The 14,789-nt window shown below is 72.2% G+C and carries 16 protein-coding genes; 11 read left to right on the top strand and 5 right to left on the bottom strand.

The features are described 5' to 3' along the window. Positions 1–15: 15 nt before the first annotated feature. Genes vanX through C1I92_RS14720 form a run of 3 tightly spaced genes read right to left on the bottom strand, consistent with a single transcriptional unit; the run spans position 16 to position 2,648 of the window. The gene (gene vanX, locus C1I92_RS14730; RefSeq protein WP_111255412.1) at positions 16–636 is read right to left on the bottom strand and encodes a D-Ala-D-Ala dipeptidase VanX; all 621 of its coding nucleotides are present in this window, start codon (positions 634–636) and stop codon (positions 16–18) included. Continuing rightward, entirely contained in the window at positions 626–1,672 is a 1,047-nt protein-coding gene (gene vanA / locus C1I92_RS14725; RefSeq protein WP_111255411.1) for a D-alanine--(R)-lactate ligase, read from the bottom strand. Before vanA ends, vanX begins: the two co-directional genes overlap by 11 nt. After that, entirely contained in the window at positions 1,665–2,648 is a 984-nt protein-coding gene (locus C1I92_RS14720) for an NAD(P)-dependent oxidoreductase (RefSeq protein WP_111255440.1), read from the bottom strand. The genes vanA and C1I92_RS14720 overlap by 8 nt, the downstream gene beginning before the upstream one ends. Positions 2,649–2,864: 216 nt before the next feature. Between C1I92_RS14720 and C1I92_RS14715 the strand changes: the two genes are divergently transcribed. After that, a complete protein-coding gene (locus C1I92_RS14715) occupies positions 2,865–4,208 on the top strand; it encodes a UDP-N-acetylmuramoyl-tripeptide--D-alanyl-D-alanine ligase (protein WP_111255410.1) in 1,344 nt (447 codons plus the stop codon). Here the strand turns inward: C1I92_RS14715 and C1I92_RS14710 are convergent. Continuing rightward, positions 4,205–5,344, bottom strand: a complete 1,140-nt coding sequence (locus tag C1I92_RS14710; RefSeq protein WP_111255409.1) for a lipid II:glycine glycyltransferase FemX — start codon at positions 5,342–5,344, stop codon at positions 4,205–4,207. The genes C1I92_RS14715 and C1I92_RS14710 overlap by 4 nt on opposite strands. Positions 5,345–5,521: 177 nt before the next feature. Between C1I92_RS14710 and C1I92_RS14705 the strand changes: the two genes are divergently transcribed. Then, positions 5,522–6,124, top strand: coding sequence for a hypothetical protein (locus C1I92_RS14705; RefSeq protein ID WP_111255408.1), 603 nt, complete (start codon positions 5,522–5,524; stop codon positions 6,122–6,124). Here C1I92_RS14705 and C1I92_RS14700 read toward each other — a convergent pair. Further along, positions 6,103–7,056, bottom strand: a complete 954-nt coding sequence (locus C1I92_RS14700; protein WP_111255407.1) for a helix-turn-helix transcriptional regulator — start codon at positions 7,054–7,056, stop codon at positions 6,103–6,105. The two genes, C1I92_RS14705 and C1I92_RS14700, sit on opposite strands and share 22 nt — an antisense overlap. A gap of 98 nt (positions 7,057–7,154) precedes the next feature. Between C1I92_RS14700 and C1I92_RS14695 the strand changes: the two genes are divergently transcribed. From C1I92_RS14695 to C1I92_RS14655, 9 genes are all read left to right on the top strand, one after another. After that, a complete protein-coding gene (locus C1I92_RS14695) occupies positions 7,155–7,592 on the top strand; it encodes a VOC family protein (RefSeq protein WP_111255406.1) in 438 nt (145 codons plus the stop codon). Further along, positions 7,589–8,143, top strand: a complete 555-nt coding sequence (locus C1I92_RS14690) for a YdeI/OmpD-associated family protein (RefSeq protein ID WP_111255405.1) — start codon at positions 7,589–7,591, stop codon at positions 8,141–8,143. The genes C1I92_RS14695 and C1I92_RS14690 overlap by 4 nt, the downstream gene beginning before the upstream one ends. A gap of 115 nt (positions 8,144–8,258) precedes the next feature. Beyond that, the gene (locus C1I92_RS14685) at positions 8,259–8,660 is read left to right on the top strand and encodes a DUF948 domain-containing protein (protein WP_111255404.1); all 402 of its coding nucleotides are present in this window, start codon (positions 8,259–8,261) and stop codon (positions 8,658–8,660) included. Then, on the top strand, positions 8,660–8,965 hold the full coding sequence (locus C1I92_RS14680; RefSeq protein ID WP_199521239.1) for a DUF6167 family protein: 306 nt from the start codon (positions 8,660–8,662) through the stop codon (positions 8,963–8,965). The genes C1I92_RS14685 and C1I92_RS14680 overlap by 1 nt, the downstream gene beginning before the upstream one ends. A gap of 2 nt (positions 8,966–8,967) precedes the next feature. Next, positions 8,968–11,646, top strand: a complete 2,679-nt coding sequence (alaS, locus tag C1I92_RS14675) for an alanine--tRNA ligase (protein ID WP_111255403.1) — start codon at positions 8,968–8,970, stop codon at positions 11,644–11,646. Beyond that, positions 11,646–12,107: a Holliday junction resolvase RuvX gene (gene ruvX / locus C1I92_RS14670; RefSeq protein WP_111255402.1), complete on the top strand. Its 462-nt coding sequence runs from the start codon at positions 11,646–11,648 to the stop codon at positions 12,105–12,107. Before alaS ends, ruvX begins: the two co-directional genes overlap by 1 nt. Further along, the gene (gene mltG, locus C1I92_RS14665; protein ID WP_111255401.1) at positions 12,100–13,254 is read left to right on the top strand and encodes an endolytic transglycosylase MltG; all 1,155 of its coding nucleotides are present in this window, start codon (positions 12,100–12,102) and stop codon (positions 13,252–13,254) included. The genes ruvX and mltG overlap by 8 nt, the downstream gene beginning before the upstream one ends. After that, positions 13,248–14,081, top strand: coding sequence for a shikimate dehydrogenase (locus C1I92_RS14660; RefSeq protein ID WP_111255400.1), 834 nt, complete (start codon positions 13,248–13,250; stop codon positions 14,079–14,081). The genes mltG and C1I92_RS14660 overlap by 7 nt, the downstream gene beginning before the upstream one ends. Continuing rightward, the gene (locus C1I92_RS14655) at positions 14,078–14,788 is read left to right on the top strand and encodes a prepilin peptidase (RefSeq protein WP_111255399.1); all 711 of its coding nucleotides are present in this window, start codon (positions 14,078–14,080) and stop codon (positions 14,786–14,788) included. Before C1I92_RS14660 ends, C1I92_RS14655 begins: the two co-directional genes overlap by 4 nt. The last annotated feature ends 1 nt before the right edge of the window (position 14,789 follow it).

Raw genomic sequence — 14,789 nt, 5'->3', positions numbered from 1 at the left:
GGCCTTCCCGGGGTCTCAGGTGCTCGAGGCTGTGATGGGGAAATCGAAATAGGTGTCCGGATGCGGCTCGTCCCGCAGCGAGTAGTGCCACCACTCGCGCTCGTACGGGCTGAAGCCGGCGGCTTCCATGATGGAGCGAAGGTGGCGGCGGTTTCGCGCCTCGATCAGCGTGATCTCCTGTGCTCCGTGGTGGGAGATCGAGTCCATCAGGTCGTGGTCGCCGCCCATGCGAGCGAGCTCGCCGGTGGTCAGGTGATAGAGCGTCAGGTCGACGCTGCTGCCGCGGCTGTGACCCGATCTGGCGGCCACATAACCCCGCTCGAGCAGCTGCGTTCGTTCGATGTTCGGGTAGTGCCGCAGCTTGGTCCGGCCGTCCTCCGGTTGTCTCGTCCAGCGCACGAAGGAGTCCACGGCGCGCTGCGGGCGATAGCCGTCCCAGAGGAGCAGGCCGAAGCCGAGCGAGGCGGCCTCGTCGCGCGCACGTTCCAGCGCCGCGCACAAGGCCTTCGTGCCGACGATCCGGTTGGCCAGATAGCCGTCCACCGGTTTGCGGGTGAAGTTGTCCCAGGTGGCGTACTTGGCATCCCAGCGCACGCCGGCGACGACCTCGTCCACGAAGACGAAGTCAGCGTTCATCGGGCTTCCCGGCCAACGCCAGCGACACCATCCGGTCGATCAACCGGCCGAGCGGCATCCCCGCGGCGGCCATCATCCGCGGGTAGCGGCTGTACGAGGTCAGGCCCGGGAGGGTGTTGACCTCGTTGAGGACGACCGATCCGTCCTCGGTGAGGAACAGGTCCACCCGCGCCAGCCCGCCGCAGCCCAGGGCGCGGTAGACGGCCTTCGCCGTCTCCTGGACCAGTGCGCGCGACTCGGCCGAGATGTCGGCGGGAACGATCGGCGTCGAGTTCTCGGAGCCGCTCTCGGGGTCGTCCTCCTGGTGGATCCTGAAGAAGCCGTGGGTGAGCGCGATCCGGTCGACCTCGCCCGCGATCAGGTCCTGGCCGTTCCCGAGGATGGCGCATCCGACCTCGCTGCCGGCCACGGCCTCTTCGATCAGCACCTTCGAGTCGTACCGTCTCGCGGCCTCCATCGCGCTCGGCAGGTCCTCCCTCCGGGACACCTTGCTGACGCCGAAGGACGATCCCGAACGGGCCGGCTTCACGAAGACGGGATAGCTGAGCCGGTCGGCGTCGACGTCCTCGTCCGCGGTGACGACCCGGAAGTTCGGCGTGGCGATGCCCGCGCTCCGGACGACGGTGTAGGCGAGGGACTTGTCCATGCACAGCGCGGAGCTCTGGATGTCGCAGCCCACGTACGGAATGCCGGCGAGCTCCAGCAGGCCCTGGATCGCGCCGTCCTCGCCGAGCTTTCCGTGCAGGACGGGCAGCACGACGTCCAGGCCGATGGTCTCGTACTTCCCCTGGTCCAGGACGAGCAGTCCGCGGACGGTCCGGTCCGGCGACAGCACGGCCGGACGGGAGCCTCCGTTCTCCCAGCCGGCGCCGGGTCCGTCGCAGAGCAGCCAGGCGCCGCTGTTCGTGATGCCGATGTAGTACGGGTCGAAGCGCTCGAGATCGAGGTTCTTGGCGACCTCCTGGGCGGACTTGACGGAGACGCCGTGCTCCTCGGAGGAGCCCCCGAAGAGCACACCGATCTTCAACCTATCCATGGTGGTTCCTTCTTTCGAATGCCAGGCAGTTGGCAAGGGAGTTCTCGACGGTGTCGCGCAATGCGTGGTCGGTGTAGTAGGCGGTGTGCGGACTGACGAGCACGTTCGGCAGTTCCTGGAGTCGCACCAGGGCACTGTTCTCGATGGGCCGGTCGCGGCAGTCGGCGTAGAAGATTCCTTCCTCGCCCTCGACGACGTCCAGCGCCGCACCGCCCAGCCGGCCGGTCTCCAGCGCCCAGACGAGCGCCTCGGTGTCGAGCAGCGCACCGCGTCCGGTGTTGACGACGTACGCACCGCGCCTCATCCGCTCGATGCGCCGGCGGTTCAGCAGCTGGTGTGTCGCCGCGGTGAGCGGCGTGTGCAGGGTCACGATGTCGCTGTGTTCCAGCAGCTCGTCGAGCGGAACGTAGTCGGCCGCGATGCCGGGGTTGCTGTCGTGTGCCACGATCCGGCAGCCGAAGCCGAGCAGCCGGTCGATCACCGCCGATCCGATGCGTCCGGTGCCGACGACCCCGACGGTCAGGTCGCGCAGTTCCCGGCCGCGAACGCCGCTCAGCCGGTAGTCGTGGACATCCGCGCGACGGACGACGGACTTGGCGTCGCGCACCGCCATCAGCATGAGCATCAGCGTGTAGTCGGCCACGCTGTCGGGCGAGTAGGAGACGGTCTCGACGCGGATGCCGACGCTCGCCGCGTAGTCGACGTCGATGTGGTTGTCGCCGATGCTTCTCGTGGAGACATACGCGACGCCGGCCCGGCTGAGCGCGAGCAGCGTGGCGGCGGTGACCTCGCTCTGATGGCCGACGCTGACGCAGCGGTTTCCGCGCGCCAGCTCGACAGTGGCCACGGACGGCGCCGCCGCTGTGATCGTCGGCACGAGGCCGAGACGAGACGCCACCGTCCGGAACAGGGCGTCCTCGTCCCGCCCGCATCCGTAGATCGTGACGCCCGTCGTCGCGACGGCCGGTGCGACCATGGTTCGTTCGGACTCGACGTGCGGCATGCCGTCAGTCAAGGCAACGCGGTGTTGCCGTCACGTATGTGGTTTCAGATACGTCCGCGATATGCTACCGGCGGGTAATATATCGTCGCCGTATCCAAAACCGCATACGTGCCGGCAACGTCGCGCCGGTTTCAGTGACGTCATGAATCGCAGCGACCTTGCTCCCGCCGGCCTCCACGACGTCAGCGCATGATCGCGCTCAGCCTCGGCGAGATCGCCGCGGCCGTCGGCGGGACGGTCGTGGGGGACCGCACCGTGACGGTGACCGCGCCGGCCGTGCTGGACGGCCGGCAGGCCGAACCAGGCGGCCTCTTCGTCGCCATCGCCGGCGAGCACGTCGACGGCCACGACTATGCGGGCCAGGCCGGCCGGGCCGGCGCCGTGGCGGTTCTCGGCTCGCGGCCCACGACACTGCCGACCGTCGTCGTCGACGACGTCCAGGCCGCGCTGCAGGTGCTGGCCGCCCAGGTCGTGGCCCGGCTGCGCGATCGGCTGACCGTCGTCGGCGTGACCGGTTCCCAGGGCAAGACCAGCACCAAGGACCTGCTGGCGGCGGTGTTGTCGAGCGCGGCGCCGACGATCGCCACGGCCGGCTCGCTCAACAACGAGCTCGGCGTGCCGCTCACCATGCTGCGCGCCGACGCGGCCACGCGGTTCCTCGTCATCGAGATGGGGGCGCGCCACGTCGGCCACATCGCCGCGCTCGCCGGCCTGGCCGCGCCCGACATCGCCGTCGTCCTCAACGTCGGCCGGGCCCACCTCGGCAAGTTCGGGTCGCGCGCGGCCATCGCGAAGGCCAAGGGAGAACTGGTGCAGGGGCTGGCACCCGGCGGCACCGCCGTCCTCAACGCCGACGATCCCCGGGTGGTCGCGATGCGCGCGCTCACCGAGGGCCCGGTGCGCACCTTCGGCCTGGCCGAGCACGCCGACGTGCGCGTGCTCGACCTCGCGCTGGACCGGCTCGCCCGGCCGTCCTTCCTGCTGCGGACCGCCGACGCCTCGGCTCGCGTCGCGCTGCCGCTCCTGGGCGCCCACCAGGCGCTCAACGCGTCGGCCGCCACGGCCGCGGGGCTGGCGGCCGGCGTCGCTCTCGACGCGGCGGCGCAGGCGCTGGCCACCGCCTCGCTGTCGAAGTGGCGTCTGGAGCTGCGGACGCTCACCGGCGGTGCGACGCTGCTCAACGACTCCTACAACGCCCATCGCGAGTCGACCCTGGCCGGGCTGGACGCGTTGGCCGCGATCGAAGGCAGGCGCCGCATCGCCGTCCTCGGTGCGATGCTCGAGCTCGGCGACGACAGCGACGCCGAGCACCGCGCCGTCGGCGAGTATGCGGCCTCGCGCGCCGACGTGGTGGTCGTGGTCGGCGAGGCCGCCCGGCCGATCGCCGACGGCGCTGGAGAGCGGGCGGTGGCGCTGGCCGACAACGACGCGGCAGTCGACTGGCTGCGCGGCCGGCTCGCCGCCGGCGACGTGGTGCTCGTCAAGGCCTCTCGCGGTGCTCGCCTCGACGAGGTCGCCGCCGCGCTGGACTAGGCGCGGGCGCGGCGCCGCCTCGACCCGCGGCGCCTCAGGTAGAGGTCGAAGGCCCGATAGACCATCGGCCGCAGCGGCAGGTCCCACTCGCCGGCGTAGCGCACCGCCTGGCCGCCGACGCCGACCTTGAACTGGACCAGCCCGACGTGCGGGTCGTCCACGTCGAGGGTGGGCGTGATGCCGCGCAGGTCATAGACGTCGCAGCCGGCGGCCAGCGCGTCGCGGATCATCGCCCACTGGCAGGCGTTGGAACCGCGCACCTCGCGCTTCTCGGTGGAGGACGCGCCGTAGGCGTACCACGCGTGAGCGCCGACGCGGACCAGGATGGCGGCGGCGACCAGGTCGCCCCGATGGTGCGCCAGGTAGAGCCTGATCCGCTCGGGATCCTCGGCGCTCATCGCGGCGACCATGGTCTCGAAGTAGCGCAGTGGCCGCGGGGTGAAGCGGTCGCGCTCGGCGGTGTGGACGTAGAGGTCGTGGAACGCCTTCAGGTCCGCGCCGACCGTGACCTCGACGCCCTCCTTGGCCGCCTTCCGGATGTTGCGGCGCCACAGTTGGTTCATGCCCCTGAGCAGGTCGTCCTCGGTCTGCCCGGTCAGCGGGAGCTCGAACGTGAACTGCGGCTGCCCGGCCCCGAAGCCGTCCTCCGGGCTCCGCGGCAGCCAGCCGGCGTCCTCGAGCCGGCTGGTCACGCGGGCGCCGACCGGGTCGGCCCGGCCGGGCAGCTGGGTGAGCCGCGTGCTGTCCGGGTCGGCGACGCCCTCCTTGACCTGGGCGGCGGTCCAGCTGTTGGTGCGCACCGGTGGGGCGAGCCTGATCGCGAACGCCCCGTGTGCCTCGAGATACGCCGCCAGTGGGTCGAGCCACGCGCCGATCTCGCCGGTCCAGTCGATGACCGGACCCCAGGGCAGGTAGGCCAGCGTGTAGCGCTCGAGCCGCGGCACGGCGCGGTGCAGGACGAGCCCGGCGCCGACCAGCCGCCCGCCGTCGTACCAGCCGAGGGACTCGCTGCGCCACTCGGTCTTGACGCGGCCCCAGGCCGGGGTCTGCAGGAAGTTGACCGACCGCTGCGCCCGCAGGAACGCCAGGTGCTCGGCGGCCCCGATCGGCCTGACTGCGAGACTCACGCGCGACATGCGGCCCAGTCAACGCCGCGCTGTATATCGTCCGCGTATCCAGAAACCCATACGCGCTGGCAACGCCGTACGGTCTGGACTCGGCGCATGGCTTCCGCCTCGACTCTGCCATCGGACAACGGACGCCTTCGCTGCGTCTCGCAGTGGGGGCGCCTGGAACTGAACGACGAGGTCGTCATGCGTCGCACGGCTCCGTCGGGGCTGGAGGTCACGCCGCCGCACACCGATCCAACCAGCCTCGACGACTGGGCCCGCGACGGCTACCTCTCGCGGGAGGAGTACCTGTTCTGGTCCCGCAGGGTCTGCGGTCTGGCGTGCCTGCAGTCGCTGCTGCACGGCTGGACCGACGTCCGGCTGCCGATGCGGGAGCTTCTGGCGCAGGCCCTCGAGTGGGGCTGCTACGTGGTGGAGCCGTCGGGACGGGTCCAAGGACTGCTCTACCGGCCGTTCATGGCCTGGATCGGCTCACAGTTCGGGTTCGGCTGTCAGCTGGTCGAGCGCACGCCGATCCGGCTGTCGGCTCGCGAGGTGCGGCCCGGGCAGGTGCTGATCGCCTCGGTGTCCGCTGAGATCCGCGACCCGGACACCCGTGATCCGCAGCGGGGAGGACATCTCGTCCTGGTCTATGCGGTCGACGACGACGTGGTGCGGTTCCACAATCCGTCGGGCTACTCCCACAACTCGGACTCCGCATCGCTTCCGTTGTCCGTGTTCGATCGATTTCACGCCGGCCGCGGAGTCCTGATCAGCAGGGGTGGTCAGCCGGCGGCGGCGAGGTAGCGCTGCGCCAGCGACCGCAGGTGGTCCCGCAGCTCCGGCGGGTCCAGCACCTCGAACGGCACCCCCAGGCTGCCGAGATACCCGGCGAGGTCGTGCCACGAGTCGCCGCCGGTCTGCAGGAGGCAGCTGCCGTCGTCCAGTTCGGTCACCAGCCCGCCCATCGCGGTGATCTTGTCGCGGACCACGTCGATCGGCGCGGACAGCCGGACCCGGGCCTGCTCCCGGTAGGCCTGCGACCCGACGCCGCGCAGCACGTGCGCCACCGCGTCGCCGCCGGGTGGAGGGCGCGGGGCGAACCGGGGGCCGGTCGGGATCTTCGGACGCAGCCGGTCGGCCCGGAACGTGCGCCAGTCGTCCCGGTCGAGGTCCCAGGCCAGCAGGTACCAGCGCCGGCCCGTGTACACGAGCTGATGCGGCTCGGTCCGCCGTGCCGACGACGAGCCGTCGTGGCCCACGTAGTCGAACCGCAGCTGCTCGTGCCCGTGCACCGCCGCCGCGACCGCCGTCAGCACGCCGGCATCCACCCGCCCGCCCACACCGGGCGCGGACGCCGTCGCGGATCGAAGGGCGTCGATGCGATGCCGCAGCCGCGACGGCAGCGTCCGCTCCAGCTTGGCCAGCGCCCGCAGCGACGTCTCCTCGATCCCCGTGATCGAGCCCGCCGCGGCCGCACGCAACCCCAGCGCCACCGCGACCGCCTCGTCGTCGTCCAGGAGCAGCGGCGGCAGCGAGGACCCGGCGCCGAGCCGGTAGCCGCCGGCCGGGCCGGTGAACGACTCGACCTCGTAGCCCATGATCCGCAGCCGCTCGATGTCGTTGCGGACCGTCCGCGTCGTCACCTCCAGCCGCGACGCCAGCTCAGCGCCCGACCACTCCCGTCTGACCTGCAGCAACGACAGCAGCCGCAGCAGTCGTACCGACGTATCCAACATGAATGCGAGTCTCGCACGAATTGAGGAACCGTACGTTCCACAACCGTCCGTAGTGTCGTTCTCACCAGCAAGAATCGAAAGACACAAGGGAGAGATCGATGAGCGTCGAACTGCGCGGCTTCTGCACTCTGAACTTCTACGCCGACGACATGGCCGCCGCCCGCGCCTGGTACACCGGCGTGCTCGGCGTGGAGCCGTACTTCGAGGCCGTCGACCCGGCGTCGGGGACGGTCGGCTACTACGAGTGGCGCATCGGCGACCACCAGGACGAGTTCGGCATCATCAACGGCGCCTGGCGGTCGCCGGCCGACCCGACGACGCCGCAGACCCCCGGCGGCGCCATCATGAACTGGCACGTCGACGACCTCGACGGCACGCTGGCGAAGCTGGTCGAGCAGGGCGCGACCGTCCACCAGCCGCGGACCGACCGCACCGCGGGCTTCGCCAACGCCTCCGTCGTCGACCCGTTCGGGAACCTGCTCGGCCTCATGTACAACCCGCACTGGAAGGCGCTGGCGGACGGGACGGGGGCATGAGCGAACCGCTCACGTTCGTGGACGCGGCCGGCTGGGACTCCTGGCTGGCCGCGCACCACGACACCAGCGACGGCGTCGTCCTGCGGATCGCCCGGAAGGGCAGCCCCGGCCTGACGATCCGCGAGGCCCTGGAGGTCGCGCTCTGCCACGGCTGGATCGACGGCGTCCGCCGCCGCGGCGACGACACGCACTTCCTGCAGCGCTACTCGCCGCGGCGCAAGGGCAGCTCGTGGTCCGCGGTGAACGTCGCATTGGTGGAGGAGCTGACGGCGGCCGGCCGCATGCGCCCCGGCGGCCTGGCCCAGGTCGAGGCCGCCAGGGCGGACGGCCGCTGGGCCGCCGCCTACGCCTCCCAGGCCACGGCCACCGTCCCCGAGGACCTCGCAGCGGCTCTCGACGCCGACCCAGAGGCACGGGCCGCCTTCGACGCGCTGACGAAGACCGCGCGGTACACGATCCTGCTTGCGCTGATGAAGTCGCGCACCCCGGCGGCCCGCGAGAAGGCACTGCGAAAGGCGTTGGCCGGGCTGCGGCCCGGTCGCCTACCCTGAATGACATGGGTGGACTCAGGGCAGCAGCCGTCTCCTGGTCGTGACCGCGCGGGGTGATCCGGCGCGGTAGGGTCAGACGCTTGAGACGACCTTCCGAAGAGAGGCAGCTCCACCCATGTCCGTAGGCGAGATCGCCGGGTTGCTGGCCGCCGCCGCCCTGGTGGCGCTGGTCGGCTTCCTCGCCGTGCCGATACTCAAGCTGGGCCGCACCGTCGACGAGTTCACGCTCGTCGTACGCGATCTGCGCCAGGAGCACGTCGCGAAGACCGCGGTCACGGTCGACGAGACCAACCAGCTGCTGGCGTCGACCAACGCCCAGCTGCAGCGGATCGACGCGATCACGTCGAACGCGCAGGCCGTCACCACCAACGTGGCCGCCATGTCGTCGCTGTTCGCGGCGACGCTGGGCGGCCCGCTGGTGCGCACGGCGGCGTTCACCTACGGCGTCCGCCGGGCCATCGCCGCCCGCCGCGACGGCGCCGCGGGCGGCCGGCGCCGGCGGTTCGGGAGCCGATGATGGGCAAGCTGTTCTGGATCGCGCTCGGCGCGACCGCCGGCGTGCTCGTGGTCCGCAAGCTGACGAAGGCGGCGGAGAGCCTGACGCCGGAGGGCGCGGCCGACCGCGTCGCCGGCGGACTGCGCAGCGTCGGCGACGCCGTCCGCGAGTTCACCGACGAGGTCCGCGCCGGCATGGCCGAGCGCGACGCCGAGCTGCGCTACGCCCTGGGCATCGCACCCGACGGCAGCGGCGCCCAGCGCGCCCAGCCCGATCTCGACGCCGTCGACGACCTGTTCAACCCGCACTCGAGAGGCACGTTCTGACCATGGAGACCGCCGAGATCCGGCGCCGGTTCCTCGAGCACTTCGAGAAGAACGGCCACGCCGTCGTCCCCAGCGCCTCGCTGATCTCTCCCGACCCGTCGCTGCTGTTCACGGTGGCGGGCATGGTGCCGTTCATCCCGTACCTGACGGGGCAGCAGACGCCGCCGTGGCCGCGGGCCACCAGCGTGCAGAAGTGCATCCGGACCGGCGACATCGACGAGGTCGGCAAGACCACCCGGCACGGCACGTTCTTCCAGATGAACGGCAACTTCTCCTTCGGCGACTACTTCAAGGAAGGGGCCATCGGCTTCGCCTGGGACCTCATCACGAAGTCCCGCGACGACGGCGGCTACGGCTTCGACGCGGACAAGATCTGGGTCACCGTCTTCCACGACGACGACGAGGCCGCCGAGCTCTGGAAGAAGGTCGCCGGCCTGCCCGACGAGCGGATCCAGCGCCGCGGCCTGCTCGACAACTACTGGCACACCGGCCAGCCCGGCCCGGGTGGCCCCTGCAGCGAGATCTACGTCGACCGCGGCTCGCAGCACGGGCCCGACGGCGGCCCGGTCGTCGACGAGGACCGGTTCCTGGAGATCTGGAACCTGGTCTTCATGCAGGAGCAGATCACCGACGTCAAGGCGAAGGACGACTTCACCGTCGTCGGCGACCTGCCGTCGAAGAACATCGACACCGGCATGGGCCTGGAGCGCGTCGCGTACCTGCTGCAGGGCGTCGACAACCTGTACGAGATCGACCAGGTCCGCCCGACGCTGCAGCGGGCGGCCGACCTGTCCGGCAAGCGGTACGGCGCCAACCACGAGGACGACGTGCGCATGCGGGTGGTCGCCGACCACGTCCGCAGCTCGCTGATGCTGATCGGCGACGGCGTCACCCCGTCCAACGAGGGCCGCGGCTACGTGCTGCGCCGGCTGCTGCGCCGCAGCGTCCGGGCGATGCGGCTGCTCGGCGTCGAGGACCCGTCGATCCCGGAGCTGCTGCCGGTCTCGAAGGACTGCATGAAGGCGGCCTACCCGGAGCTGGAGGCCGACTTCACCCGCATCTCCTCCGTCGCATACGCCGAGGAGGAGGCGTTCCGCCGCACCCTGCAGACCGGCACGCAGATCTTCGACCTCGCGGCCGACGAGGCCAAGCGGGCCGGTGAGTTCGCGCTGCCCGGCGACACCGCGTTCAAGCTGCACGACACCTACGGCTTCCCGATCGACCTGACGCTGGAGATGGCCTCGGAGCAGGGCCTGAAGGTCGACGAGGGGCACTTCCGCCGGCTGATGACCGAGCAGCGCGAGCGGGCCAGGGCCGACGCGAAGGCGAAGAAGACCGGCGGCGCCGACACCAGCGCGTACCGGCAGCTGCGCGACGCCGGACCGACCCCGTTCACCGGCTACGACGAGCTCGAAACCGACAGCCGGGTCCGTGGCCTGCTGCTCGACGGCGTCGCGGTGCCGGGCGCCAGCGAGGGCGAGACGCTCGAGGTCGTGCTGGACCGCACGCCGTTCTACGCCGAGTCCGGCGGCCAGGACAGCGACGCCGGCGTCATCACCGGCGACGGGTTCGAGCTGGAGGTCCTCGACGTCCAGCGTCCGGTCAAGGGCCTGATCGTGCACCAGGTCAAGGTGCTCAAGGGCGAGGTCATCAGCGGCCAGGACGTCCACGCCAAGGTCGACCAGGAGTGGCGCGTCGGCGCCTGCCAGGCGCACTCCGGCACCCACATCGTGCACGCGGCGCTGCGCCAGGTGCTCGGCCCGCAGGCGCTGCAGAGCGGCTCCTACAACAAGCCCGGCTACCTGCGCCTGGACTTCGCCTGGGGGCAGGCGCTCGGTGGGCCGACCCGCAGCGAGGTCGAGGAGGTCGCGAACCTCGCGATCCGCCGCGACCACCCCGTGTCGGCCACGTACATGCCGCTGGAGCGCGCCCGCGAGCTCGGCGCGCTGGCGCTGTTCGGCGAGACGTACGACGAGGAGGTGCGCGTCGTCGAGATGGGCGGCGCGTGGTCGCGCGAGCTGTGCGGTGGCACGCACGTGCACCACTCCTCGCAGGTCGGCCTGGTCACGCTGACGGGGGAGAGCTCGGTCGGCGCCGGCACCCGCCGGGTCGAGGCGTTCGTCGGCATCGAGGGCTTCCGGCACCTGGCGAAGGAGCGGACGCTGGTCAACCAGCTGGTCGACCTGCTCAAGGTGCAGCAGCCCGACCAGCTGCCGGAGCGGATCGAGCGGCTGGTCGCGCAGGTCCGCGACGCCGAGAAGGAGCTGGCCAAGGCCCGGTCGTCGCAGCTCGGCGCGCGGGCGGCCGAGCTGGCGGCGTCGGCGCGCGACGTCTACGGCGTCGCGTTCGTGGCGCACACCGCGCCGGAGGGCACGGCCGCCGACGAGCTGCGCTCGCTGGCGCTGGACGTCCGCGGCCGGCTCGGCAACGACAAGCCGGCCGTGGTCATCGTCGCCGGCGTGGGCGAGAGTGGGCGGCCCAGCGTCGTCATCGCCGTCAACGAGCCCGGGCGCGAGTGGGGCGTCAAGGCCGGCGCGCTGGTCCGCGTCGCCGCGCAGATCCTCGGCGGTGGCGGCGGCGGCAAGGACGACGTCGCCCAGGGCGGCGGCACCGACGCGAGCCAGATCGGCGAGGCGTTGACGCAGGTCGAGCACGCGATCGGTGAGGCCGTGACGCGCTAGTGCGCCGTGGTGTCAGACTCGGGGTCGATGTCGGAACGGTCCGCATCGGGGTCGCCTCGTGCGACCGCGACGGGCTGATCGCCACACCGGTCGAGACCGTCCGCCGCGGGAAGGGCGACCTGCGGCGGATCCGCGAGCTCGCGCTCGAGTACGACGCGATCGAGATCGTGCTCGGATTACCGCGTAGTCTCGATGGCAAGGAGCACGCGGCGGCCGCGCACGCCAGAGCGTTTGGTACAGATTTGGCCCGTTTTGTGACACCATGCCCGGTGCGGCTCGTGGACGAGCGGCTGAGCACGACCGTCGCCGCGCGCGGGATGCGAGCCAGTGGCGTATCCGCGCGGGCGGGACGCGCGGCCGTCGACCAGGCCGCGGCGATGGTGATCCTGCAGGACGCGCTGGACGCGGAGCGTCGGGCCGGCGAGCCGCCTGGAGAGGTGCTGACGGTGACGAATGAGTGACCTGTACACGTCGGAGGAGGAAGAGGTCATCCGCCCCCGGCGTCAGCGGCGTCGTCGACGCAAGCGCAGCCGGTTCGGTTCCTTCGTGGCGGTGCTGGCCTCGCTCGCCGTGATCGGCGCCGTCCTGGGCGGCATCTACTACGGCGGCACCGCCGTGCTGAGCGCCATCGACGGCGCGTTCGGCGAGCCCGAGGACTTCCCGGGCCCGGGCACCGGCGAAGTCCCCGTCACCATCGAGGACGGCGCCACACTGCGGGCCATGGGCGCGACGCTGGTCGAGGCCGGCGTGGTCGCCAGCCAGGAGGCGTTCATCGCCGCCGCCGACCAGAACCCCGAGTCCCGCACCATCCAGCCGGGCAACTACGTGCTGCGCAGCGAGATGAGCGCCGCCGACGCCGTCGCCGCGCTGGTCTCCGGCGAGGGCGGCGCGCGGGTGTCGCTGGCCGAGGGGCTGCGCGTCCGACAGACCGTCGACCGGCTCGCCGAGGTGTCCGGCTTCCCCGTCGAGGACGTGCAGGCCGCCGTCGACGGCGCGACGCTGCCGGAGTACGCCGAGGGCGACGCCGAGGGCTTCCTCTTCCCGTCCTCGTACGGCCTCGGTGGCGACGTCACCGCGCCGACGCTGGTCGCCAACATGCTGGCCCAGTTCGACGAGGTCGCGACCGAGCTCGACCTCGTCGCCCGGGCCGACGCGCTCGGCTACACGCCGCGCCAGATCGTCACCGTCGCCAGCATCGTGCAGCGCGAGGTCAGCCGCGAGGAGGACATGCCGCGCGTCGCCGAGGTCATCTACAACCGGCTGACCGGCGCCTGCACCGCCAACGGCGTGCCCGAGGGACGGCTGCAGATGGACTCCACGGTTCACTACGCGGTCGACGACTACTCCAGCGTCTACACGACCCCGGAGCAGCGCCAGGTCGACTCGCCGTACAACACGTACCGGGTGTCCGGCCTGCCGCCGGGCCCGATCGCGTCGCCGGGCGAGGCGGCGCTGTCCGCCGCGCTCAACCCCACGAGTGAGGGGAACTGCTACTTCGTCGCGGTGAACCTGGAGACCGGTGAGACCGCGTTCGGGGTCACCGCGGAGGACCAGCGAGCCAACGAGGAGCTGCTCGACGCGTACTGCCGGGAGAGCGACCTGTGCTGACCCGCTGCGCGGTGCTCGGCTCGCCGATCGCGCACTCGCTGTCGCCGGTCATCCACCGCGCCGCGTACCGGCACCTCGGGCTGGACTGGGAGTACACCGCGCACGAGGTCGACGAGGCGTCGCTCGCCGGGTTCGTCGCGGGGCTCGGGCCGGAGTGGCGTGGACTGTCGCTGACGATGCCGCTCAAGCGGGTCGCGCTGGACGTCGCGACCACGGCGTCCGACGTCGCGCAGACGGTCGGCGCGGCGAACACGCTGGTCCGCCGGGCCGACGGTGGCTGGGACGCGGACAACACCGACGTGCCGGGCGTGGTCGCGACGCTGCGCGAGGCGGGCGCGCCGGTGGGTGCTCCGGTGTGCCTGTGGGGCGGCGGGGCGACGGCGGCCAGCGTGCTGGCGGCGCTGGCGTTCCTGGAGAGCGGCCCGGTGCACGTGCACGTCCGGTCCTCGGCCCGGGCTGCGTCGGCGCTCGCCGTGGCGGCCGCGCTGGGCCATCCGGCCGAGCCGGCGCCCTGGGCCGTACTGCCGGCCTGCGCCGACGCCGGGGTCACGGTGTCGACGGCGCCGTCCGGCGCGCTGGATCCGCTCGTGCCCGCCCTGGTGGTCGGCGCTGCGCCCGTCGCCGGCCGGGTGCTGTTCGACGTCGTCTACGATCCGTGGCCGACGCCGGTCGCGGCGGCCTGGCGGGCGGCCGGGGGAGTCGTGGCCGGCGGGCTGGACCTGCTGGCGCACCAGGCGGCCGGCCAGCTGCGGCTGATGACCGGTGCCGACGTCCCGGCGGACCTGCTGCGCTCGGCGGCGCTCGCGGCGATCGGCGCCCGCGCGTGACCCTGGTGCTCGCGCTGGCCGCGGCCGGCCTGGTCGCCGGCGCCCTGCTGCCCCAGCTCATCGCCCGGATCCCGGACCGCGCGCCCGATCCCGCCGTCGTCTCGCCGGAGCTGGTCGAGGGCGGCCGGCCGCCGTCGCCGGTGCCGTACCGTGAGCTGGCCGCGGCGCCGCGGCTGGCCGGGCTGCTGGCGGCAGTGACGGCGGCAGTGTGGGCGCTGCTGGCGCTGGCCCGCGACGGCGCGGCGAACGCGCCGGAGGACCTTCCGGCGTACCTGGTGGTCGGGCTGCTCGGCGTCGCCATGGCCTACATCGATCTGCGCACGCAGCTGCTGCCGGACTGGCTGACGCTGACGGCGCTCGGCGCGGCCGGCGCGTGGCTCACGGTCGCGGCCGCGATCACCGGCGACTGGGGCGCCTACGGACGGGCCTGGGCGGCCGCCGCGGCGTGCCTGGCGTTCTATCTGCTGCTGGCGTTGCTCCGTCCGGCCGACCTGGGACTCGGCGACGTGAAGCTGTCCGCGTCGCTGGGCCTGCTCCTCGGCTGGTCGGGCTGGGCGACGGTCGCGTCCGGGGTGTTCCTGGCGTTCCTCGCCGGCGGCGTGATCGGCATCGTGCTGCTGGCGGCAGGGCGGGCGGGCCGGCGGACGAGCCTGCCGTTCGGGCCGCCGATGCTGCTCGGCACGCTGGCGGCGCTCCTGCTCTCTTGAC

The organism is Jiangella anatolica, assembly GCF_003236295.1.
GTDB lineage: Bacteria > Actinomycetota > Actinomycetes > Jiangellales > Jiangellaceae > Jiangella > Jiangella anatolica.
Note: the sequence above shows the minus strand (reverse complement) of the source record. Positions and strands in the feature narration are given on the sequence as shown.